Genomic DNA, 22797 nt, shown 5'->3' on the forward strand with positions numbered 1-22797 from the left:
GGACCCGTGCACTCACAGTAATCCTTCGATCACGGCTCCAGCCATGGCGATCCCGGAAACGCCACCATTCGCCACCCCTTCGAATGAACTCGCGGTGGCTGCCACACGATTCACTTGACACAGGACGGCAGGGAGTGGAAGCGCCGATGCACATTGGGGCGCACGAAGCCGGCCGCACCACCTACGGCACAACCGGGCGCCGCTTTCGAACCGCGCGCGGAGGGGAACTGAACGTACGGATGGCAACTGAGAGTCACCACGCGATTCCGTGACGTAACCACAGACACGCTGGACCCGTTGGAGGGGGCATGGGTTTCACGATCGGCGGCATCCGCGAAATTCGGTCCGGCTCGCGTCGCCGCGGCCGCTCCTCGGAGTGCACGGCCGTGGCCGAGTTCACGGGGCTGTGGGGCTGGGACGTGGTGCCCGGCGCCCGGACGGCCGCGGGTGCCTGCTCCTGCGGCAGGGCGGACTGCTCCGCACGCGGCGCGCATCCCCTGGACTTCGCTCCCGTCGTCCCGGCGCGAGCAACGCTGGACGAGGTGACGGAGGCCTGGGGCGCATTCCCCGGCGCCGCGGTGATGCTCCCCGTGGGCCGCGCCTTCGACATCATCGAGGTCGCCGAGTCCGCGGGCCGCCGGGCCCTGGTCCGGCTCGAACGCATGGGTCTGCCGCTGGGCCCGGTGACCGTCACCCCCGAGGGCCGCGCCCACTTCTTCGTCGCCCCCGGCGCAGCGGCCGAACTGCCCCAGCTGCTCTACCGCATGGGCTGGGACGACGCGACGCTCGACCTGCACGGCCTGGGTTGCGGTACGCACATCACGGCCCCGCCCTCCGACCGCGGCGGCCTCGGCCCGGTCCGCTGGCTCCGCTGCCCCGCGCTCGACTCGGCGACGAAGCCGCCGGCCGCGCGACTGCTGCTGGGGACACTCGCGTACGTGGCCCACCGCTCACGCCCATGAACCGCCGGCACAAACCTGCCGGCACACACCCGTCGGCACACACCCGTCCGCACAGGCCTGTCGGCACAGGCTTCCTCGACAGAGGCCTGCCGATACGGAAGGGCCCCACTCCATCTGCACCATGGAGCGGGGCTCTTCATCACGCACGCACCTGTCGTACGCGTTCTCACTCTCCGATAAGGGCATCCACGAACGCTTCCGGCTCGAACGGGGCCAGGTCGTCCGCGCCCTCGCCCAGACCGATGAGCTTGACCGGGACGCCCAGTTCGCGCTGGACGGCGATGACGATGCCGCCCTTGGCCGTGCCGTCGAGCTTGGTCAGGACGATGCCGGTGATGTTGACGACCTCGGCGAAGACGCGGGCCTGCACCAGACCGTTCTGACCCGTGGTGGCGTCCAGGACGAGCAGCACCTCGTCGAGCGGGGCGTGCTTCTCGACCACGCGCTTGACCTTGCCCAGTTCGTCCATGAGGCCGGTCTTGGTGTGCAGCCGGCCGGCCGTGTCGATCAGTACGACATCGGCACCCTCCTGGATGCCCTCCTTGACCGCGTCGAAGGCGATCGAGGCGGGGTCGCCGCCCTCGGGACCGCGTACGGTGCGGGCTCCGACACGCTCGCCCCAGGTCTGCAGCTGGTCGGCGGCGGCGGCCCGGAAGGTGTCGGCCGCGCCGAGCAGCACGTGCTTGCCGTCGGCGACGAGCACACGGGCGAGCTTGCCGGTCGTGGTGGTCTTGCCGGTGCCGTTGACCCCGACGACCATCACGATGCCGGGCGTGTCCAGCGGCGACTCGGTGTGCACCGTGCGGTCGAAGTCGGGCACCAGCAGCGTGAGCAGTTCCTCGCGCAGCAGGGCGCGCAGTTCCTCGGGCGTGCGGGTGCCGAGCACCTTCACGCGCTCGCGCAGCCGCTCGACCAGCTCCTGGGTGGGCTGCACGCCGACGTCGGCGGTGAGCAGCGTGTCCTCGATCTCCTCCCAGGTGTCCTCGTCGAGGTGCTCGCGGGCGAGGAGCGTGAGCAGCCCCTTGCCGAGCGCGTTCTGCGAGCGGGAGAGCCGGGTGCGCAGCCGCACCAGGCGACCGGCGGTCGGCTCCGGGACCTCGACCTCGACCGGGGGTGCTTCGACGACCGGGGCGGTCGCCGAGGTGTCCGGAAGATCCACCTCCTCTATCGTGCGGCGCGGTTCGTCGCGCGGCGTCTCGGCCTCGTCGCCGATGTGCGGCTCGGCCGGCGGAGCCGTGATGTCGGGGGCGGCGGGGGGCGGCGGGGGCAGCTGCTTGCGCCGGCGGCTGCCGACGACGAGGCCGCCGAGCGCGCCGATCACGACCACGGCGATGACTACAGCAAGGATGACGATTTCCATAACGGGTCCAGTATGCGCGACCACCCCTGCGGACCCCGGTCGCCCGATCCCTGTTTCCGCCCCCGCCACCCCTACCCTCCCCGTCACGTACTGAGGGCTCCGCCCCCGAACCCCCGGTCCTCAAACGCCGGACGGGCTGAGATCTTCGGCCCGGCCGCGACCCTTCAGCCCGTCCGGCGTTTGAGGACGAGCGCGCAGCGCGATATCGGGGGCGAGGGGGCGCAGCCCCCATGCAGTGACGATGGGGGTCCCCCCGGTCGAGCGAAGTCGAGGCTGGGGGAGGGTAGGGGCGGCGGGGGCGAAAACCCCACAGAGGCCACCCCCACCCCCTGGCCGCCTGACGACCCATCAGCTACCGTCACCCCCACCGAAGCCACCGGCACCCACCCGGCCGCCCGCCCGCCCGGCGAAGGGGACCCCCATGCCCGTAACGGTCGTACGTTTCAACCTCGTCGAACCCGCCGCCACACCCGCCTCCCTCAGCGACCGCTACAAGGCCGCACTGGAGATGGCCGCCTACGCCGACGACCGAGGCATGACCACCGTGCAGACCGAGGAACACCACGGCGCCGCCAACAACTGGCTGCCCTCCCCGTTCACCTTCGCGGGCGCGGTCTTCGGCGCGACCCGCAAGATCGCGGTCACGGTCTCGGCGATCATCGGCCCGCTGCACGACCCGCTGCGCCTGGCCGAGGACATCGCCGTGCTCGACCTCCTCAGCGGCGGCCGGCTGGTCACGGTCGCGGGCATCGGCTACCGGCCCGAGGAGTACGCGCTCTTCGACGTGGACTACAAACGCCGCGGCGCCCTCCAGGACGAGCTCCTGGAAACCCTGCTGAAGGCATGGACCGGCGAGGACTTCGAGTACCGCGGCCGTACCGTACGGGTCACCCCGCGTCCCTTCTCCGATCCGCACCCCCTGCTGCTGGTGGGCGGCTCCTCGAAGGCCGCGGCCCGGCGCGCGGCGCGGCTCGGTCTGCCGTTCTTCCCCAGCGCGCACCTGCCGGACATCGAGGCGTACTACAAGGAGCGGCTCGTCGAGTACGGCACCCAGGGCTGGACCATGATGCCCGCGGCGGTGACCCCGCTGCTGCACCTCGCCGAGGACCCGGACCGTGCCTGGGCCGAGCACGGCGAGCACTTCCTGCACGAGGCCATGACGTACGCCTCCTGGCAGTCCTCCGACATCCGCTCGGCGGTGAAGTCTGCGGCCACGACGGTGGCGGAGCTGCGTGCCGAGGGTGTCTACCGGATCGTGACGCCGGAGGAGTGTCTGGCCCTGGGCCTGGACAGCTATGTACTGCATCCGCTGTCCGGCGGGATGTCCGTCGACGAGGGGTGGCGCAGCATGCACCTGTTCTGCGAGAACGTGCTGCCCCGGCTCAAGGCCCTGTAGGCCTCGGAACCGGGGCGGCACGCCCTCCTACGAGTACGGGGAGAAGGACAGCGGGGACTTGGCCCCTCCCCCCGAGTTCATGCGACCCGAGTTCATGCGACGGGCTCGTGGGGCCGGCGCTAGCCCATCTCCTCCAGCGTCTTGCCCTTCGTCTCCTTGACGAACTTGAGCACGAACGGGATGGAGAGCGCGGCGAAGACCGTGTAGATCACGTAGGTCATCGAGAGGTTCCAGTCGGCCAGCGACGGGAAGCTCGCGGTGATGGCCCAGTTGGCGATCCACTGCGCGGCGGCGGCGACGCCGAGCGCCGCGGCGCGGAGCTTGTTCGGGAACATCTCACCGAGGAAGACCCAGACGACGACACCCCACGAGAGGGCGAAGAAGAGAACGAACACGTGGGCGGCGATCAGCGCGACCCAGCCCTGGGTGGCGGGCAGCTTGCCGTCGACGAGGTCGAAGGAGAAGGCCCAGGCCTCCAGGCCGAGTCCGATGACCATGCCCACGGAACCGATGAGCGCGAGCGGCTTGCGGCCGATCCGGTCGACGAAAATCATGGCGATCACGGTGCCGATGATGTTGATGATCGACGTGGTGAACGAGTAGAGGAACGAGTCCGTCGGGTCGACGCCCACCGACTGCCACAGCGTGGAGGAGTAGTAGAACGCGACGTTGATGCCGACGAACTGCTGGAACACCGAGAGCCCGATACCGATCCAGACGATCGGCTTGAAGAAGACGGTGCCGCCGAGCAGGTCCTTGAAGGACGACTTGTGCTCGCTCTTCATGGCGTGCTCGATCTCGGCGACGCGGGCGTCCAGGTCGATGTGGTCGCCCTCGACCTCCTTGAGCACCTCACGGGCCCGCTTCTCCCGGCCCGCGGAGATCAGGAAGCGCGGCGACTCGGGGATCGCGAAGGACAGCAGCCCGTAGATGACGGCCGGAACCACCATCACGCCGAGCATGACCTGCCAGGCCTCCAGGCCCATGACCTTGCCGCGCTGGTCGCCGTCCGCGGCGTTGAGGATGCCCCAGTTGACGAGCTGCGAGATGGCGATGCCGATGACGATCGCGGCCTGCTGGAAGGAACCGAGCCGTCCGCGGTACGCGGCCGGGGAGACCTCGGCGATGTAGGCCGGGCCGATGACCGAGGCCATCCCGATGGCGAAGCCGCCGATGACCCGCCAGAAGGCCAGGTCGTACAGGGCGAAGGGCAGTGCGGAGCCCACCGCGCTGACGGTGAAGAGCACGGCCGAGATCTGCATGCAGCGGATCCGGCCGATGCGGTCGGCGATCCGGCCGGCGGTGGCGGCGCCGATGGCACAGCCGATCAGTGCGATGGCGATGACCTGGGCCAGGGCTGCGGAACCGACCTCGTACCGGTCGCGGATGGCCTCGACGGCGCCGTTGATCACGGCACTGTCGTAACCGAAGAGGAAGCCGCCCATCGCGGCCGCCGCCGCGATGAAGATGACGTGCCCGAGATGCTCGGGATGAGCCGGTCGGGCTCCGGACTGGGGTGGCTGCGCTGTGCTGGTCACGTGTAACTCCTCGGGCCACCGGCCTCACTGCCGGGGGTGGGGGCGAGCCCTTCCGGACGGTGTCTCCAGTGGCGCACACGTTTACGCCACCCACCACCTGAAGGTAAAAGCAACGAAGCAGAGACTATGCCTTCAACTTTCGAAGTCAACAGGGGGTCCCCACGTGGAGTAAGCACCGAGAAACCACCCTATGTGACGGACTGATGTTCAAGACTTGAAGAGATAGGGACTGCGTAGCTACGGATACCCCGTAAGCGGCGCGGGGAACGCCACAACCGCCGCCGGTCGTGTACGGCTGTTCCCGGGCGGCCGGGACGACCGGTACCGCCGTTCGGGCGAGGGCCGACGCCCGCCGGTTCCCGTTCCCCGCACGGGTCAGCGCAGCCGCTGGCTGATGACCTTCGACACTCCGTCGCCCTGCATGGAGACGCCGTACAGCGCGTCGGCGACCTCCATCGTCCGCTTCTGGTGCGTGATGACGATCAGTTGCGAGGCCTCCTGCAGCTCTCGCATGATCCCGATCAGCCGCTGCAGATTGGTGTCGTCGAGCGCCGCCTCGACCTCGTCCATCACATAGAACGGGCTGGGCCGTGCCTTGAAGATCGCCACGAGCATCGCGACGGCGGTCAGCGACCGCTCACCGCCGGAGAGCAGCGACAGGCGCTTGACCTTCTTGCCGGGCGGCCGGGCCTCGACATCGACGCCCGTGGTGAGCATGTTGTCGGGATCGGTCAGGATCAGCCGGCCGTCACCGCCCGGGAACAGCCGTCCGAAGACCCCCTCGAACTCCCGGGCCGTGTCCCGGAACGCCTCGGAGAAGACCTGCTCGACCCGCTCGTCGACCTCCTTCACCACCTGGAGAAGATCGATACGCGTCTTCTTCAGGTCCTCCAGCTGCTCGCTGAGGAACTTGTGGCGCTCCTCCAGCGCGGCGAACTCCTCCAGCGCGAGCGGATTAACCTTCCCGAGCTGCTGGTAGGCCCGCTCGGCCGCCTTGAGCCGCTTCTCCTGCTCGGACCGGTGGAAGGGGCGGGGCTGGTTGCGCGGATGCTCCGGGTCGTCCGGCAGCTCCTCGCCCTCGGCGGGCAGGGAGGGCGGGACGAGCTGGGTGGGCCCGAAGTCGGCGACCAGGCCCGCCGGTTCGACGCCCAGCTCCTCCAGCGCCTTCGCCTCCAGCTGCTCGATCCGCAGCCGCTTCTCGGCCCCGAGCACCTCACCGCGGTGCACCGAGTCCGTGAGCTTGTCCAGCTCGGCCTTGAGGTCACGGCCCTGGTTACGGGCGACGACGAGATCCTGCTCGCGGCGCGCCTTGGCGCTCTCCGCGGCCGTACGCTCCTCGTCCGCCCGGCCGAGGGAGACCTCCACATGGGCGAGCAGCTGCCGTGCGCCGGAGGCGACCGCCCCGGCGACCGCGGCCTCGTGCCGCAACCGTGCCCGGCGCTGCTCGGCGCGGGCTTGTGCCTCCCGTTCGGCGCGCGCGGCCCGGTCGAGCGAGTCGGCCCGCCCGGCAAGCCCCTTGACCCGCTCCTCGTGCGTACGCACCTGGAGCCGGGCCTCCATCTCGGTCTGCCGCGCGTTGGCCCCGTCGGCCGCGAGCCGGTCCCGTACGGAGGTGTCGGGCTCCTCCTCGACCGGCATCTCCTCGGCGACGACGAGCCGTTCGGCCAGTTCTTCGGCCTCCTCCACGGCCCGGTCGAGCGCTTCCTGCGCACGCGCCGCCGCGGCCCTGCTCCGCTCCGCCTCTCCCACGGCACCCCGCGCCTGCCCGGCCAGCCGCCCGAGCTGCTGCGCGACCTGGGACCTCTCGCGCTCCCCGGCGCGCCGCCGCTCGCCCAGCTCCTCGACGAGGGACGCCCGTTCCCTGCGCAGCCCGGCGGCGCGGTGCTGGGCCCCGCTCAGCTCCTCGCACAGCACGCCGAGTTCTTCCAGCTCTGCCGTGGCCTCGTCCACCGACGCCTGTACTTCGAGCAGACTGGGCGCTCCGGCGGAACCGCCCTGCGCGAAGTGCGCCCCGAGCAGATCGCCCTCGGCCGTCACGGCGGTCAGCCCGGGCCGCGCGTAGACAAGATCCTCGGCGTCCTCCAGGGTCCCCACCACGACGATCCCCCGCAGCAGCCGCCGCACGGCGGGCACGAGTTCGGCAGGCGCACGGACGAGATCAGCCGCGAACGGCGGCCCGCCGGGCGACGGCCGCGGGTGTACGTCACCGGTGCCGACGGAGTCGGCCGCGTCGGCGCTGCTACCGGCCGGGTCGGGGGCCGCCAGCAGCAGCGCTGCCCGGCCCGCGTCCTGTTTGCGGAGCAGGCGGATGGCCTCCGCGGCCGAGGCGGGCGTACTCACCGCGATCGCGTCCGCCGCCACCCCGAAGGCCGCCGCCAGCGCGACCTCGTGGCCGGGGGCGACCGTGAGCAGTTCGGCGGCGGGGCCGAGCAGGCCCGACAGCCGGTCCCTCGCCGCGAGCAGCGCCCCGGTGCCGTCCTTGCGGCGCAGACCCAGGGCGAGTGCGTCGCGCCGGGCCTGGGTGGCCGCGCGCCTGCGTTCGGCGGAGGTGGCCGCCTCGCGGGCCGCGGTCAGCGCGGACTCGGCGTCGGCGAGGGCCCTCCTGGCCGCCTCGTGCTGTTCGGCGAGTTGCTCGTCCCCCGCGTCCAGCCCGTCGACCTCCGCCTTGAGCTGCTCGTACTCCTCCTGAGCGGCGACCGCGCGGTCCTGCGCCTCGTCGCGGGCGGCGGCCAGCCGGTCGATCTCGGACTGGGCGGAGGCGGCACGCGAACGGGCCGCGTTGACCTGGCCGCTCAACCGGGCCAGCCCCTCGCGGCGGTCGGCGATGGCCCGGGCCACGTCCTTCAGATGCCGCTCCTCCACCGCCAGTGCACGCTCCAGGTCGGCCCGGTGGGCGACCGTGTCCTCCAGGGCGTGCTCGGCCGCCTCCAGGGCCGCTTCGAGCTCGGCCTCCTGCTCACGCACCCGCGCGGCCTCGCGCTCCATGTCCTCGGGGTCGCGTCCGCGTCGCTCCTCCGGCGGCTGGGCGGTGGCGCTCTTCACCCTGGCGTCCGCCAGCGAGACCGTGCCGCGCACCCGCTCGGCCAGCTGCGACAGCTCGTACCAGGTCTGCTGGGCCCGCTGCAGACGCGGGGCGAGCCGCCGCACCTCGTCCTCCAGCGTCGCCTCGCGCTGGAGGGCCTTCCGCAGCTCGGCCTCGGCGGCCTCCTTGCGCTCCTTGAGCGCGGCCTCGTCGGCGACCTCGGCCCGCAGCGCCCCCCGCAGCCGTACGAGATCGTCGGCGAGCAGCCTCAGCCGGGCGTCCCGGAGGTCGGCCTGGATGACGGCGGCCCGGCGCGCGACGGCGGCCTGCCGGCCGAGCGGCTTCAACTGCCGGCGCAACTCGTCCGTGAGGTCCTGCACGCGCGCGAGGTTGGCCCGCATCGCGTCCAGCTTCCGCAGCGCCTTCTCCTTGCGCTTGCGGTGCTTGAGGACGCCCGCGGCCTCCTCGATGAAGGCACGGCGGCCCATCGGATCGGCGTGCAGGACGGAGTCGAGCTGACCCTGTCCGACGATGACGTGCATCTCACGGCCGATGCCGGAGTCGGACAACAGCTCCTGGATGTCCAGCAGTCGGCATGTATCGCCGTTGATCTGGTACTCGCTGCCGCCGTTGCGGAACATGATCCGCGTGATGGTGACCTCGGCGTACTCGATGGGCAGCGCGCCGTCGGAGTTGTCGATCGTCAGCGAGACCTCGGCACGGCCCAGCGGGGGCCGGCCGGTGGTGCCGGCGAAGATGACGTCCTCCATCTTGCCGCCGCGCAGCGACTTGGCCCCCTGCTCCCCCATGACCCAGCTCAGGGCGTCCACGACATTGGACTTGCCGGAACCGTTGGGCCCCACTACGCAGGTGATGCCCGGCTCGAACCGCAGCGTGGTGGCCGAGGCGAACGATTTGAACCCGCGCAGGGTCAGAGCCTTGAGGTGCACGCAGCCGGACTCTACCTTCCGGGTCCGTCTCACTCCACGAACGCACGGTTTCACCCATGAACGTGCAGGGCACACCAGACGTTGAAGAGGGTGGACAGCGAGCGATGCGCGGTGGAGTACCCCGGGAAAGAAAGAAGGGACGCCGAAGCGTCCCTTGCAACTCTGTTGGCGGCTGACACAGGCAGCCTGTTCACCGGTGGTGGGGGTGCTCTTCAGCGATCAGGTGAGCGCAGGCTCCGCCTGGGGTACGTCGATGCTTTCGAGAAGCGAGTCGTGAGAAGCGGCAGCCGCGAGCGCGTCGTTCTCGGCCTGGATTCGTCCGAGCTCGGATTCCAGGTCCTGGACGCGCTGCTGGAGCCGTCGCATCTCGGCGATGAGTCGCGGGTCGGAGCCGCCGACGTAACCGAGAAGCGCCTTTGCCATGATGGATGGTCCTCCACACTGAGTGACCGACCGAAGCGGTGTGGGTCGTGAGGGAATCGCACCCGCGATGCTTGGCGGTCTTGTGTTCTTACTGCCGCTCTTACATGCCAAACAGCTAAGGTGCGCGGGGACTTTCAGCGTCTCACCAAAAAGTTTGACGGTCAACACGATCACGCGCCGTATTGGCGGGCAACCCTCGGCGCGCGGCCTTGGAACGGGCGGCGCGGCCTCCGCGGCGGGACCCCTCGGGCGTGGAGATCATCCTTGTCGCGGAGCCTGCCACGGGCAGTGGTTTCTTGGCAACCACCTGGTGCTTTCTCTCCGGAACGGGTACCCGGCGCCCGCCCCGCGCGCACCTCGAAAGGGTCACGGCCGCCACGGCGAAGTGGATCTCACCGGATGGCGAAGCCGTCGTAGCCGCCGCGGGGCGTGTCCCAGATCTCAGTGACTCCGTCGACGCTGCCCGGCGTGTCGTCTCCCGTGAGCCACTCCAGCAACCCCTGACACCCCTCCCGGGGGCCCTCCGCGACCACCTGGACCCGTCCGTCCTCCAGATTGAGAGCAAAACCACTCAGCCCACCGATCTCCAGGGCCCTGGCTCGCGTGTACCAGCGGAAACCCACGCCCTGCACGCGCCCGCGTACCCAGGCGACCAGCCTCGTATGCTCACTCATGGCTGCACGCTAACCGGCCAATTGCTCTCGGAGCACTTCCTCCCCTTGCGCCATGGGGTACCGTCCCGACCCAATGAGCCTCACCCGTTCGGGTGAGGAACGTTGACCGCAAGGATGAGGAAGGCCAGGAGATGGGACGCCACCGACGCTCCGCCGCCGGCCGCGCCGCCACAGGCCGCGCCACCGGGGTCACAGATACGTACGAGACGTACACGGGCGGCCACGCGACGGATGACGCGAGCCAGTACGTGGGCCTGAGCGATTATCCGAGCCTGGGCGACTACGCCACCGCGGGTGACCACCGGACCGCCGGGGACTACCTGACCGGCGGCCCCTACTCGACCGCCGGCCTGTACGACTCGCCGGGCGGCATTCACGAGACGGGTGACCTCTACTCGAAGAGTGACGCCTACCTCTTCACCGGGGACGAGCCCGCCGACCACGCGTCGGGCGACTACACACCCGACCGGGGTGCCCGGCGAGGGGGCCAGCGCCGCCGCAGGAAGGGCGCGACGCCCGTACGCACCGGTCTGCTCGGTGTCTCGGCCGCCGTCGCGATGGGCGCCGTCGCCGTCGCCTCCGGGGTGATACCGGGCAGCGACTCCCTCTCGATCGGCGGCGGCGCGGACAAGGTGCGCGCCCAGGACTCCCCGAGCGACGTGGAGACGCAGGGCGGTACGAACGGTTCCGCGGACGACCGCGTGGACCCGGGCACGAGCCGTGACCTGGAGCGCTCACCCTCTCCTTCGGTCTCGCCGACGAAGGCTCCGGAGAAGGCCGCGAAGAAGCCTGCCGCGAAGCCGTCGACGAAGGCCCCGGCCACCGAGGAGTCGAAGACGGAGGAGCCTGCCGCGAAGGCTCCCGAGACGAAGGCTCCCGAGACGACTCCGTCGAAGGCGGCGTCCACGCCGTCCACGGCCGAGGCCGCGGTCCTCTCGCTGGTCAACGACGAGCGGGCCAAGGCGGGCTGCAGCCCGGTGACCGCGTCCAGCTCGCTGGCCGCGCTGGCCGAGTCCTTCAGCGAGGACATGGCCGCGCGGGGCTTCTTCGACCACACGGACCCGGACGGAGCCTCCCCCTGGGACCGGGCGGAGGAGCTCGGCATAGCGAACCTCGGCGGCGAGAACATCGCCCGCGGCCAGGCCGACGCCGCCGCGGTGATGGAGGCCTGGATGAACAGCCCCGGCCACCGCGCGAACATCCTGAACTGCGACTTCAAGACCCTGGGCGTCGGCGCGCACTTCGCGTCGGGCGGCCCCTGGTGGACGCAGGACTTCGGCTACTAGCCGGGACACCGGGACATATGGAAGCGTGCGCTAACTTTTGGTTAGTGCGCGCTTCTGGTCAGCGCTGCTTGGGAGTACGCTCACCGGGTGGACCTCACCGAGACGCCGGACCTCGCGTACGACGTGTTCTCCAAGGCATGCCCTTCCAGGAACACCCTTGAGCACGTCACGGGACGCTGGGGCGCGCTCACCCTGGGGGCGCTGGCAGCACTGCCCGAGGGCTCGCTCCGCTTCAACGAACTGCGCCGGCGCGTCGACGGCGTCAGCGAGAAGATGCTCTCCCAGACCCTGCACGCGCTGGAGCGCGACGGGCTGGTGCACCGGGAGGCCCAGCCGACGAACCCGCCGCGGGTGGACTACGAGCTGACGCCGCTGGGCCGCGAGGTCGCCGGACGGCTGCTGGCCCTCATCCACTTCGTGGAGGGGCGCATGGACGAGGTACTGGGGGCGCGCGAGCGCTACGACACCGCGCGCGGCGGACGCTGACAGCGCGGGCAGAAGTAGCTGGACCGGTTCATCCACGGCCTGCGCCGCATCACGGTGCCGCAGCGTCGGCACGGCTCGCCCTCGCGGCCGTACGCGTCGAGTGAGCGGTCGAAGTAGCCCGACTCGCCGTTCACGTTGACGTAGAGGCTGTCGAAGCTGGTGCCGCCGACGGCGAGCGCCGCGTTCATCACATCCCGTACGTGGCCCAGGAGTTCGGTCGTACGCGGGCGCGTGAACCCGGTGGTGGGGCGCTCGTAGTGCAGCCGCGCGCGCCAGAGCGCCTCGTCCGCGTAGATGTTGCCGACACCGCTGATCAACGACTGGTCGAGCAGGGCGCGTTTGACGGTCGTGCGCCGGCGCCGGAGCGCCTCGTGGAACGCGTCGTCGTCGAACAGCGGGTCCAGGGGGTCACGCGCGATATGTGCGATGACGTCGGGGAGTCCGTCGGGCGAGGTCTCGTGCAGGGAGAGCCCGCCGAAGGTGCGCTGGTCGACGAAGCGGAGTTCCGTGCCGAGGTCGTCCTCGAACCGGACGCGGATGCGCAGGTGCTTCTCGTCGGCCGCCTCCTGCGGCTGGACGAGGAGCTGTCCGCTCATGCCGAGGTGCGCGAGCACGGCGGTCGCGGAGTCCGCGAGCGGCAGCCAGAGGTACTTGCCGCGGCGCTGGACCAGTCCGACGCGATGCCCTGTGAGGCGGGCCCCGAAGTCCTCGCCGCCGGCGATGTGGCGGCGGACCGCGCGGGGGTGCAGGACCTGGGTGTCCGCGACGATCCGGCCGCTCACCCAGCGTTCGAGGCCTCGCCGTACGACCTCGACCTCGGGCAGTTCTGGCACGGGCTCCTCCGGAGGGGTGGTTTGGGTATGCGGGTGGGCGGTGGTCGCGGAGTTCCCCGCGCCCCTGAAGGGCGAAAGACGAAAGATCGCGCCGTTCCCCGCGCCCCCATATGCCCCGCGCCCCTGGCGGCGGGGGGCTGAGGGGGCGTTGGTGAACGGCTTTGCCCGCCCCCGGTGGTCGGGGGCGGGCAAAGGTTTGTTCGTCAGGCGGAAGCCGGGTCGGTCGTGGTCGGGGAGGAGGCGTCGGGCGTCTCCTCGGCGACTGTGGCCGTCGGGGCTTCCAGTTCGGCGGCTGCAGCCGTCGCGGCACGCTCGTCCGCGGCGGAGCGGATGGCCCGCCAAGCGGACTCCGCGGCCTGCTGCTCCGCCTCCTTCTTGCTGCGGCCGGTGCCGGTGCCGTACGAGACGCCTCCGACGCGGGCAGCAGCGGTGAAGGTCTTCTCATGATCGGGTCCGGTCTCGGTGACCAGGTACTCGGGAACCCCGAGCCCCTCGGTCGCCGTGAGTTCCTGGAGACTGGTCTTCCAGTCCAGGCCCGCACCCAGATTCGAGGATTTCTCGATCAGGGGATCGAAGAGACGGTGGACGAGTTCGCCCGCCGCGTCCAGACCCTGGTCGAGATAGACAGCGCCGATCACCGCTTCAAGGGTGTCGGCGAGGATGGACGCCTTGTCCCGGCCACCTGTGCCCTCTTCTCCCCGGCCGAGCCGGATGAAGGAGCCGAGGTCGAGCTCGCGGCCCACCTCCGCAAGCGCACGCGAGTTGACCACCGCGGCCCGCAACTTGGCCAGCTGGCCTTCGGGCAGGTCGGGGTGGGTGGTGTACAGCGTGTCCGTGACCACGAGACCGAGTACGGAGTCCCCGAGGAACTCCAGACGCTCGTTGGTCGGCAGACCGCCGTTCTCGTACGCGTACGAACGGTGGGTCAGTGCACGCACCAGAAGGGCGGACTCAAGTTTGTACCCGAGCCGCCCTTCCAGAAGGGTGTGGGACGAGGCTGTGTTCTCCGCCTTTTTCTTGGCGCTGACTTCCGCCTTGGCGTCGTCCGCCTTCTTGGGGCTAGACACAGTGCCTCTCACCAGCCGCTCAGACCTCGAGGACCTGGCGCTTGTTGTAGGTGCCACAAGCAGGGCACGCGATGTGCTGCAGCTTGGGCTCGTGGCAGCGCTCGCACGCAACCAGGTTGGGGACCGCAGCCTTCCACTGCGACCGGCGGTGGCGCGTGTTGCTGCGCGACATCTTCCGCTTCGGAACAGCCACGGCTACTTCTCCTGCTTCTTGTCGGCGTGCGCTGATGGAAGCGCGCCGCCGCCCAACTCGTCCTTCTCGCCATCTTCGAGTGAACCGGCGAGTCCTTGCAGTGCCGCCCAACGGATGTCGACGGCGTCATGATGGTGGTCCGGGTCGTCCGCGAGCCGGGCTCCACACTCGGAGCACAGGCCGGGGCAGTCGTCCTGGCACACCGGCTGCATCGGCAGTGCGAGCACCACCGCATCACGCAGCACGGGTTCGAGGTCGAACAGACCGTCCTCGATGAAGAGCGTGTCCTCGTCGTCCTCGGCGTCGTCGGCCGGCTCCGCTTTCACACGGCCCCGGTCGTCGGCGTCACGGTACGAGAACATCTCCTGGAAATCCGTGTCGAGCTGCTGCTCGACCGGCTCCAGACACCTTACGCACTCCCCCTTGGCCAGTGCATGGGCGGTGCCTGTGACAAGCACCCCTTCCATCACCGACTCAAGACGGAGGTCGAGCTTCACCGGGGCGCCTTCCGGCACTCCGATGACTCCCTGCAGACCGAGGTCCTTGGGAGCGTCGATCTCGCGGGTCAGGCGCTGCAGCGCACCGGGACGCCGCCCCAGCTCGTGTGTGTCGAACACGAGAGGGTTGCGGTGGTCGAGGCGGGCGTTCAGAGCCATTCCTGCTTTCGATCTCGGAACTCGGGGTACTGCCCTCGGTGTTTCCCGGGCAGCGGTGATCGCGGACGTGCACACGACCGAAGAGCCAGGATACTGGACCTTTCGCTCTCGGCCCAATCCGGTGCCCGCACCCCTCTGCGGGCCCCCGCCGGGCCTGCGGTCAGCGCCCCTGTTCGTACGCCCGCAGCTGCTCCGCGCTGATCATGGTGGTGTCGAAGAGACTGGTCTCGTCGAGCGCGTTCTCCTGCGGCTGGGGCGTCTGGGGAGCCTGGGCGTACGCCTGCTGCTGCCCGCTCTGGTCGTACGCGGCCTGCTGGTCGTAACCCTGCTGCGGGTAGGCGGCGTACGGGTCGGCGTTCTGCTGGTAGCCGTACCCGTCGTGCTGCGCGTACTGCGGTTGCTGGTAGCCGTACGGGTCGGCGGGCTGCTGCTGGTAGGCGTAGGCGTCCTGCTGCCCGTACTGCTGCTGGTGCGGCAGCTCCGCCGGGGGCCGGGGCTGGTCGGGGGTCCGGGGCCTGGCGGCCTGCTCGGGGATCTCCGCGAGGCCGTCCAGATACTCGGCGTCGGTGGTGTGCTGCCCGGTCGTCCCGTCCTCGCCGAAGGCGCCCAGGTCGCTCAGGTCGTCGCTGGCGATGCGGCCGTGCAGCTTCTGCCGACCGCGGCCGACGGCGTCCAGGGTCTTGGCGAGGACGGCCTCGAAGGCGCCGAGCTTGACGTCGACGTACTGGTCGGCGTTGTGGCGCAAGGTCTCCGGGTCGAGGCTGCGCTCGGGGGCGTCCTCGTCCTCGTAACCCTGCTCGTCGGTGCCGGGCCCGGTGCCGAGGAGCTTCTCGCGGCCGCGGCCGACCGAACCGAGGGTCTTGGTGAGGACGACCTCGAAGTTGGCGAGCTTGGAGTCGACGTATTCGTCGGCCTCGGCGCGGACGTCCTCGGCCTCCTTGCGGGCCTCGGCCAGGATCCGGTCGGCCTCGTTCTGCGAGCGGCGGGCGACCTCGGTGTCGGAGATCAGCGAGCCGCGCTCGGCGTGCGCGGACTCGACGATCCGCTCGGCCTCCAGGCGGGCCTGCTCGACCATCTGCTCGCGGCCGCCGATCAGTTCCTCGGCCTGGGCGAGAGAGCCGGGCAGCGCCTGGCGTACCTCTTCGAGCAGGGAGAGCAGCTCGGTGCGGTTGACCACGCACGAGGCCGACATGGGCATCGAGCGGGCGTTGCCGACCGCCGAGACGATCTCATCGAGCTTCTTCTGCACGTCCACCGTGTGCTCGCCACTCTCTACGACTGTGATGGAGACGGACGGTTCGACTGTACGACCACTCCTGCCCCGCCCGAGACCGGATGACGGACTTGCTCAGTCCTTCTTGAGGCGTTCCGTGAGTGCCCCGAGCACCAGTGGCGGGACCAGGTGGGAGACGTCTCCGCCCCAGGTCGCGACCTCCTTGACCAGCGAGGAGGAGAGGAAGCTGTAGGTGGGGTTGGTCGGCACGAAGAGGGTCTCGACGCCGGAGAGGCCGTTGTTCATCTGGGCCATCTGCAACTCGTAGTCGAAGTCGCTGACCGCGCGCAGGCCCTTCACGATGGCCGGGATGTCGCGCTCCTTGCAGAAGTCGACGAGGAGGCCGTGGAAGGACTCCACCTCGACGTTCCCGAATTCCGCCGTGACCTGGCGGATCAGGTCGATGCGCTCCTCGATCTCGAAGAGGCCCTTCTTGGACTGGTTGATCATCACCGCGACGTGCACGACGTCGTACAGCTTGGACGCTCTGGCGATGATGTCGAGATGTCCGTTGGTAATCGGGTCGAACGACCCGGGACAGACGGCGCGGCGCACTTCAGATCCCTCGCTCTCCGGTCCGGTCATCGTGCGTCTTCGCACGTAGAGGCGGCGCGACCGTACCAAAACGTTCCCTCGCCGTAGCGACGGGAGCGCAGAGCCTCGAAGCCGTCCGGCCATCGGAATTCGCCGCCTCTTGTACTGCGTTCAACGGTGACGAGCGCTTGGCCCGCGAGCCAGCCCCCCGCACGGAGTGTGAGCAGGATCTCGCGAAGATCGTCGTCCGTGACCGCGTACGGCGGATCAAGGAACACCACGTCGTACGGGGCTTCCGGGGTGCCGGTACGGATGATCTGTTCCGCTTTGCCGGACCTCACCTCGGCGCCGGGCAGGCCCAGCGATGTCACGTTCTCCCGGATCGTGCGGGCGGCGCGGGCGTCGGCCTCGACGAGCAGGGTGTGTCCGGCGCCGCGGCTGAGCGCCTCCAGGCCGATGGCGCCCGAGCCGGCGTACAGGTCGAGGACGCGGTCGCCTTCGAGGGGGCCGCCGAGCAGGGACTGCCAGGTGGAGAAGAGACCCTCGCGGGCGCGGTCGGAGGTGGGCCTTGTGCCGGTGCCGGGCGGGACCGCGAGGCGTCTTCCGCCTGCGACGCCTGCGATCACGCGGGTCATGTGGGGTCCTTGCCGGCGTTGTCGGCCTTGTCGGAGGGGGTGGTCACGGGTCCAGTCTGGCAGGTGGAGGGTGGTTCGCCCGGTGGGTGGCCGCGGGTGAATGGGGCTGGCCGCGCCCCGCGGCGGAGCCGCCCATGTCATGGCCCCGCGCCCCTCAGGAGCGGGGCCGCGCCCCTGCCTTTCAGCCTGTCCGGCGTTTGAGGACAAGGCCGTTCAGGCCGATGCGGGGGTCCGGGGGCGCGGCCCCCGGGGCCGGAAGGAGGCTCTCAGCCCTTGTCCAGGTACTGCTCCCGTTCCTCGTCCAGGAGGGCCTGGAGGGCCGTGCGCAGGCCGGGAAGGTTGTCGAGGGCCGGGTCGGCGGCCACCACGGCGGTCGCCTCCTCGCGTGCCTCGGCGATGATCTCCTCGTCCTCGATGACCGCGAGCATCCGCAGGGACGTACGGGCCCCGGACTGGGCCTGGCCCAGGACATCGCCCTCGCGTCGCTGTTCGAGGTCGATGCGGGAGAGCTCGAAGCCGTCGAGTGTGGACGCCACCGAGGTCAGCCGCCGGCGGGCCGGGCTCGCCTCCGGCATCTCGGTGACGAGCAGGCACAGGCCCGCGGCGCAGCCACGGCCGACCCGGCCGCGCAGCTGGTGGAGCTGGGAGACACCGAACCGGTCGGCGTCCATGATCACCATCGCGGTGGCGTTCGGCACGTTCACCCCGACCTCGATGACCGTCGTGGCGACCATGACGTCTGTCTCCCCGGCGGCGAAGCGGCGCATCACGGCGTCCTTGTCGTCCGGAGGCATGCGGCCGTGCAGCACCTCGACCTTGAGGCCCTGGAGCGGGCCCCTGGCGAGTTGGTCGGCGACCTCCAGGACGGCGAGGGGCGGGCGCTTCTCGGCCTCGTCCTCGGGCGACGGCTTCTTCTTCGACTTCTTCGGGTCGTCGTCCTCGTCGCCGATGCGGGGGCAGACCACGTACGCCTGGTGGCCGTTCGACACTTCCTCTCGCACGCGCTCCCACGCGCGCGCGAGGAAGTGGGGCTTGTCCGCGGCCGGGACGACATGGCTGGCGATGGGCGAGCGCCCGGCGGGGAGCTGGTCCAGGACCGAGGTCTCCAGGTCGCCGAAGACGGTCATGGCGACCGTGCGCGGGATGGGCGTGGCGGTCATCACCAGCAGGTGCGGGGGCTGCTTGCCCTTGCCGCGCAGGGCGTCGCGCTGCTCCACGCCGAACCGGTGCTGTTCGTCCACCACGACCAGGCCCAGGTCGTGGAACTGCACCTTGTCCTCGATCAGCGCGTGCGTGCCGATGACGAGCCCCGCCTCGCCGGTGACCAGGTCGAGGAGCGCCTGCCGACGGCCTGCCGCGCCCATGGAGCCGGTGAGCAGCACCACCTTCGTGGAGTCGTCGGCCCCGCCGAGCATGCCGCCCTCGGCCAGCTCCCCCATCATCTCGGTGATCGACCGGTGGTGCTGCTGGGCGAGCACCTCGGTGGGGGCGAGCATCGCGGCCTGCCCGCCCGCGTCGACCACGGCGAGCATGGCGCGCAGGGCCACCATGGTGTTGTGGGTCACTGTGAAGTTGTCGGTGACGTAGGCATGGCTCTGATGGGCCACGCTGATGCACTGGACGGGCTTTCGGCCCACGTACTCCACTGATCGGATGCCTCGACGGAATGTGTCGTATCTCGGCCGCGGGCGCATGCGACCGGCCTTGCGGGACAACCTGAAAGGTCCGTACTCGTCGGGTAGCGCCACGGACACGTTGAACGTGGCCCGTTCGGGCAGCACTCTCGCCCTGCCTCCCAGGGAACGCACGAGCCACGCGACATCCTCCGCGAGCCTGAGCGAGGCGGAGCAGAAGGAGACGCCGAGCCCGTTCGCATGCACCGTGCCGTCGGTGTCCATGAGCCCTTGCAGGACAGCGAGACGGTTCTTGATCGATGTCTTCTTGAATTCCTCGGGAACGAACTTGTCATGGGGCGTCACACCCCACAGCCCCAGGCTGCGCAGGGTTGTGACCACGGGATTTCGCACACCGCCGGAACGCTGCTTCAACTGGATGGTGTAGTCACAGCGGGAACCAGTCACTGGAACCAGTCGGCAGTCCGGTGCCACGGCACTCGCCGCGGCGTCGCGGATTTCCTCATCGACCGTGGACAGACGCAGATCGTGCCGGAACGAACCGTCGCCCAACAGCAACCCGAAGAGATAGGGATCGAGTGGCAACTCGGCATCGTGCCCCAGGTCGACCGGAGCTGCGACGGGGATGTACCACTTCGACGATCCGTTCGCCGTGAGCGTGTCGAGACGGATCTCCCGAGCGGTCATCACTTTGGGTGGCTGGCCACGATGCCACGCGCAGCTCGTGCCCACGATCCAAAGATGCTCGTCGTCACACTCCACGGAAGTGCCGTCGGAGAGCACCAAGCGCCATACCTCACGCTCCCCCTGTGGGAAGACCCCGTCGATCACGGCGATCTCACCGTTGGGCACGACGACCTCGTCGCCCTCCCGCATCTCTCCCATCTGTCGGAAACCCGCAGGCGTCAGCACCAGCGAATCGAGGGGCTGGGCCTTCCCCGAACCCACCTCCCCCTGCAGCAGCCGGTGCATCGGGTGCTCGGTGGCCAGGTCGTCGAAGATCTCCTTGGAGACCTTCCGCTGACCCTCGGTGAGGGTGAAGGGCAGCTTCGCGTCGAAGGCGGTCAGGAGTCCGTCCTGCTTGGGCTTCCTCGCCACCGCGGGCAGTTGGGAGTCCGCGTGGCGGCGGCGGGCCAGGGCCACCTGGAGGACGAAGGCCTCGTCCCACTTGAGGCGGGCGCGGGCGTCCTCGATGTCCGCCTTGGTGTGCGGGCGGTGGATCTTGAGGAGGGCCTCCGGCAGGGAGACCAGGCCCCGGCCTGCCTGGAGCGGCTCGGGCAGCGGGTCGACGGCCTCCTGGACGCTCGGCAGTACCGTCTGCACCGCCTTGGCGATCTTCCAGGACTCCATTTTGGCGGTGGCGGGGTAGAGCGGGATCAGCGCTCCGGCCCAGGTGTCCACCGTCTCGTCCGCGTCCTCCCCGCGCAGCGGCTCGTACGCCGGATGGGCCAGCTGGAGGCGGTGGTTGAAGACGGAGACCTTGCCGGAGAACAGCGCGCGGGTGCCGGGGAGGAGGTCTTTGTGGGGCTTGTGCACGCCGTTGCCGAAGAAGACCAGCTTGAGCTGTCCGCTGCCGTCCGTGATGGTCACTTCGAGGCGCTGGCCCTTGCCGCGGGGCGCCTTGGACGAGGCGAACGTGAGCAGGCGGGCGTCGGCGACCTGGGCGACCACCGTCACGTGCTCGTCCATGGGCAGATCGGCGAGGTGGGTGAGCTGCCCGCGCTCCTCGTATCTGCGCGGATAGTGGTGCAGCAGGTCGCCGACGGTGTGCAGGCCGAGATGCTCGGCCATCACCTTCGCGGTGGCGGGTCCGAGCACCTTCTTCAGTGGTTCTTCGAGCGCGGGCACGAGATCCATTGCACACCACACCACTGACAATGCCGTATACGTACTGGAAATCCCCTGGTCAGACGGCTCGTTCCGGGCCTAGGATGGCCGACTCCGGCACTGTTCGCGGTCGCCTCGTCACGGCACCGCCCGACCCCGCGCCGTCGCACGTCCCCCCACCGGCGCAGCGACGATGGACTCCCAGACCTCACAGCCGTCCCAGGCATCCCAGGCATCCCAGTCACCTCATACGTTCCAGGTCGACCTGCGCGGCCTCGTGGACCTTCTCTCCCATCACCTCTACTCCAGTCCCAGGGTCTATCTGCGCGAACTGCTGCAGAACGCCGTGGACGCGATCACCGCCCGGCGCGCCGAGCAGCCGGACGCGCCCGCCCTGGTGCGGCTGTTCGCCGAGGACGGCACCCTGCGCGTGGAGGACTCCGGCATCGGGCTCACCGAGGAGGACGTGCACAGCCTCCTGGCGACGATCGGCCGCAGTTCCAAGCGGGCGGACGGCCTGGAGTCGGCCCGTTCCGGCTTCCTGGGCCAGTTCGGCATCGGCCTGCTCGCCTGCTTCGTGGTCGCCGAGCGCATCCGGGTGGTCAGCCGCAGCGCGCGCACGCCCGACGCGCCGCCCGTGGAGTGGACGGCGACCGACGACGGCTCGTACCGGGTCCGTACGCTGCCGCCCGAGGCCCGTGCCGAACCGGGCACCACCGTCTACCTGGCGGCCCGTCCGGGCGCCGCCGACTGGCTGTCCGAGGAGCGGGTGCTGTCGCTGGCCCGGGACTTCGGTTCGCTGCTGCCGTACGACGTCCGGGTGGGTGACGAGGCGGTCACGGATCTGCCGGCGCCCTGGGACCGCGCGTATCCCGGTCCCGCCGCCCGGCGGGTCGCCCTGGCCCGGCACTGCCACGACCTGTTCGGGTTCACCCCGCTGGACTCGATCGAGCTGAACGTGCCGCTGGCCGGCATCCGCGGGGTGGCCTACGTGCTGCCGTCCGCGGTCAGCCCTGCCCAGCGTGCCGGCCACCGCGTACACCTGAAGGGCATGCTCCTCACCGAGCGGGCCGAACAGCTGCTGCCCGACTGGGCGTTCTTCGTGCGCTGTGTCCTGGACACGGACAGCCTGCGGCCCACCGCGTCCAGGGAGTCGCTGTACGAGGACGAGACCCTGGCGGGCGTACGGGAGGCGCTGGGTGAGCGGATACGGGCCTGGCTGACAGGGCTCGCGGCCGGTGATCCGGAGCGGCTTGCCGCCTTCCTGACCGTGCACCACCTGGGGGTGAAGTCCCTGGCGCGGCACGACGCCGAGATGCTGCGCACGATGCTGCCGTGGCTGCCGTTCGAGACCACCGACGGGCAGGTGTCCCTGGAGGAGTTCGCCCAGCGGCATCCGGTGGTGCACTTCACGCGGACCGTGGAGGAGTACCGGCAGGTCGCGCAGATCGCCTCCGCGCAGGGCGTGGGAGTCGTCAACGGCGGCTACACGTACGACACCGAACTGGTCGAGGCGCTGCCCTCCGTGCGCCCGGGGACGGTCGTCGCGGAGCTGGACGCCGACACGGTGACCGCCCATCTGGACGCGGTCGACCCGGCGGTGGAACTGGCCCTGTCGGCCTTCCTGGGGGCCGCGCGGGCGAGACTCGACCCCCTGGGGTGCGATGTCGTCCTGCGCGCCTTCCATCCGCTCTCCGTGCCGGCGCTGCACCTGGACGACCGGGCGGCCCGCCACGAGCAGGCCCGCGCGGACGCCGAGGAACAGGCCGACGACCTGTGGGCGGGCATCCTCGGCTCGCTGCGCGGCACCGCCCCGCGCGCGCGTCTGGTGCTCAACCACCTGAACCCGCTGATCCGGCGGATCGGTTCGCTCGACGACCGGGAGCTGATCGGTACGGCCACGGAGTCGCTCTACGGACAGGCCCTGCTGATGGCGCAGCGTCCGCTGCGGCCCGCGGACTCGGCGCTGCTGAACCGCGCGTTCATGGGCCTCCTGGAGTGGGCCACCCACAGCGACCCCCCGCAGGAGGGCCCCCGATGAGCCGCCC

At 70.3% G+C, this 22797-nt stretch carries 18 protein-coding genes; 5 read left to right on the forward strand and 13 right to left on the reverse strand.

The features are described from left to right. The first annotated feature begins 308 nt into the window (after window positions 1–308). The gene (locus ACIOKD_RS19590) at window positions 309–962 is read left to right on the forward strand and encodes a bifunctional DNA primase/polymerase (RefSeq protein ID WP_402085323.1); all 654 of its coding nucleotides are present in this window, start codon (window positions 309–311) and stop codon (window positions 960–962) included. A 166-nt stretch (window positions 963–1128) separates the two neighbouring features. Here ACIOKD_RS19590 and ftsY read toward each other — a convergent pair whose 3' ends face one another. Further along, entirely contained in the window at window positions 1129–2322 is a 1194-nt protein-coding gene (gene ftsY, locus ACIOKD_RS19595; RefSeq protein WP_402085326.1) for a signal recognition particle-docking protein FtsY, read from the reverse strand. A 421-nt stretch (window positions 2323–2743) separates the two neighbouring features. On the opposite strand from ftsY, the gene ACIOKD_RS19600 reads away from it, so the two are divergent. Continuing rightward, window positions 2744–3718, forward strand: coding sequence for an LLM class flavin-dependent oxidoreductase (locus ACIOKD_RS19600; RefSeq protein ID WP_402085329.1), 975 nt, complete (start codon window positions 2744–2746; stop codon window positions 3716–3718). 119 nt (window positions 3719–3837) lie between these two features. On the opposite strand, the gene ACIOKD_RS19605 is transcribed toward ACIOKD_RS19600, so the two are convergent. The 4 genes from ACIOKD_RS19605 to ACIOKD_RS19620 form a co-directional block, all read right to left on the reverse strand. Then, window positions 3838–5256 carry a sugar porter family MFS transporter gene (locus ACIOKD_RS19605; RefSeq protein WP_402085331.1) on the reverse strand — a complete coding sequence of 473 codons (1419 nt, stop codon included), beginning with the start codon at window positions 5254–5256 and terminating at the stop codon, window positions 3838–3840. A gap of 375 nt (window positions 5257–5631) precedes the next feature. Further along, window positions 5632–9228, reverse strand: a complete 3597-nt coding sequence (gene smc, locus ACIOKD_RS19610) for a chromosome segregation protein SMC (RefSeq protein ID WP_402085333.1) — start codon at window positions 9226–9228, stop codon at window positions 5632–5634. Between the two features lie 219 nt (window positions 9229–9447). Beyond that, window positions 9448–9651 (reverse strand): hypothetical protein, encoded by a 204-nt coding sequence (locus ACIOKD_RS19615; protein WP_107021972.1) that lies wholly within the window; start codon window positions 9649–9651, stop codon window positions 9448–9450. Window positions 9652–10043: 392 nt separating this feature from the next. After that, a complete protein-coding gene (locus ACIOKD_RS19620) occupies window positions 10044–10325 on the reverse strand; it encodes an acylphosphatase (protein WP_402085335.1) in 282 nt (93 codons plus the stop codon). Window positions 10326–10456: 131 nt separating this feature from the next. On the opposite strand from ACIOKD_RS19620, the gene ACIOKD_RS19625 reads away from it, so the two are divergent. Both ACIOKD_RS19625 and ACIOKD_RS19630 read left to right on the forward strand, forming a co-directional pair. Continuing rightward, on the forward strand, window positions 10457–11611 hold the full coding sequence (locus ACIOKD_RS19625; protein ID WP_402085338.1) for a CAP domain-containing protein: 1155 nt from the start codon (window positions 10457–10459) through the stop codon (window positions 11609–11611). Window positions 11612–11698: 87 nt separating this feature from the next. After that, complete coding sequence (locus tag ACIOKD_RS19630; protein WP_402085339.1) at window positions 11699–12097, forward strand: winged helix-turn-helix transcriptional regulator; 399 nt, start codon at window positions 11699–11701, stop codon at window positions 12095–12097. Here ACIOKD_RS19630 and mutM read toward each other — a convergent pair. From mutM to ACIOKD_RS19670, 8 genes are all read right to left on the reverse strand, one after another. Continuing rightward, window positions 12070–12930, reverse strand: coding sequence for a bifunctional DNA-formamidopyrimidine glycosylase/DNA-(apurinic or apyrimidinic site) lyase (mutM, locus tag ACIOKD_RS19635; RefSeq protein ID WP_402085341.1), 861 nt, complete (start codon window positions 12928–12930; stop codon window positions 12070–12072). The genes ACIOKD_RS19630 and mutM overlap by 28 nt on opposite strands. Before the next feature lie 203 nt (window positions 12931–13133). Next, window positions 13134–14009, reverse strand: a complete 876-nt coding sequence (rnc, locus tag ACIOKD_RS19640) for a ribonuclease III (protein WP_402085343.1) — start codon at window positions 14007–14009, stop codon at window positions 13134–13136. A gap of 7 nt (window positions 14010–14016) precedes the next feature. Beyond that, complete coding sequence (rpmF, locus tag ACIOKD_RS19645; RefSeq protein WP_033321093.1) at window positions 14017–14190, reverse strand: 50S ribosomal protein L32; 174 nt, start codon at window positions 14188–14190, stop codon at window positions 14017–14019. Between the two features lie 2 nt (window positions 14191–14192). Then, window positions 14193–14846 (reverse strand): YceD family protein, encoded by a 654-nt coding sequence (locus tag ACIOKD_RS19650; RefSeq protein ID WP_402085346.1) that lies wholly within the window; start codon window positions 14844–14846, stop codon window positions 14193–14195. Between the two features lie 160 nt (window positions 14847–15006). Further along, complete coding sequence (locus ACIOKD_RS19655) at window positions 15007–16101, reverse strand: cell division initiation protein (RefSeq protein ID WP_402085349.1); 1095 nt, start codon at window positions 16099–16101, stop codon at window positions 15007–15009. A 93-nt stretch (window positions 16102–16194) separates the two neighbouring features. After that, entirely contained in the window at window positions 16195–16674 is a 480-nt protein-coding gene (gene coaD, locus ACIOKD_RS19660) for a pantetheine-phosphate adenylyltransferase (protein ID WP_189775483.1), read from the reverse strand. A gap of 26 nt (window positions 16675–16700) precedes the next feature. After that, a complete protein-coding gene (gene rsmD, locus ACIOKD_RS19665) occupies window positions 16701–17288 on the reverse strand; it encodes a 16S rRNA (guanine(966)-N(2))-methyltransferase RsmD (RefSeq protein WP_402085352.1) in 588 nt (195 codons plus the stop codon). A 266-nt stretch (window positions 17289–17554) separates the two neighbouring features. Further along, window positions 17555–20779 carry a helicase-related protein gene (locus ACIOKD_RS19670; protein WP_402085355.1) on the reverse strand — a complete coding sequence of 1075 codons (3225 nt, stop codon included), beginning with the start codon at window positions 20777–20779 and terminating at the stop codon, window positions 17555–17557. Window positions 20780–20942: 163 nt separating this feature from the next. Here ACIOKD_RS19670 and ACIOKD_RS19675 point away from each other — a divergent pair, with 163 nt between their 5' ends. Further along, complete coding sequence (locus ACIOKD_RS19675; RefSeq protein WP_402085358.1) at window positions 20943–22790, forward strand: HSP90 family protein; 1848 nt, start codon at window positions 20943–20945, stop codon at window positions 22788–22790. Window positions 22791–22797 lie beyond the last annotated feature (7 nt).

Origin of the sequence: Streptomyces sp. NPDC087844 (genome assembly GCF_044742785.1) — a bacterium.
Taxonomy (GTDB): Bacteria; Actinomycetota; Actinomycetes; order Streptomycetales; family Streptomycetaceae; genus Streptomyces.

Coding starts and splice junctions, on each gene's coding strand:
- ACIOKD_RS19650 (WP_402085346.1), bottom strand. CDS start 14,846: ATGGCTCTGAACGCCCGCCTCGACCACCGCAACCCTCTCGTGTTCGAC.
- ACIOKD_RS19600 (WP_402085329.1), top strand. CDS start 2,744: ATGCCCGTAACGGTCGTACGTTTCAACCTCGTCGAACCCGCCGCCACA.
- ACIOKD_RS19625 (WP_402085338.1), top strand. CDS start 10,457: ATGGGACGCCACCGACGCTCCGCCGCCGGCCGCGCCGCCACAGGCCGC.
- rsmD (WP_402085352.1), bottom strand. CDS start 17,288: ATGACCCGCGTGATCGCAGGCGTCGCAGGCGGAAGACGCCTCGCGGTC.
- ACIOKD_RS19670 (WP_402085355.1), bottom strand. CDS start 20,779: ATGGATCTCGTGCCCGCGCTCGAAGAACCACTGAAGAAGGTGCTCGGA.
- ftsY (WP_402085326.1), bottom strand. CDS start 2,322: ATGGAAATCGTCATCCTTGCTGTAGTCATCGCCGTGGTCGTGATCGGC.
- ACIOKD_RS19615 (WP_107021972.1), bottom strand. CDS start 9,651: ATGGCAAAGGCGCTTCTCGGTTACGTCGGCGGCTCCGACCCGCGACTC.
- ACIOKD_RS19620 (WP_402085335.1), bottom strand. CDS start 10,325: ATGAGTGAGCATACGAGGCTGGTCGCCTGGGTACGCGGGCGCGTGCAG.
- ACIOKD_RS19675 (WP_402085358.1), top strand. CDS start 20,943: ATGGACTCCCAGACCTCACAGCCGTCCCAGGCATCCCAGGCATCCCAG.
- ACIOKD_RS19590 (WP_402085323.1), top strand. CDS start 309: ATGGGTTTCACGATCGGCGGCATCCGCGAAATTCGGTCCGGCTCGCGT.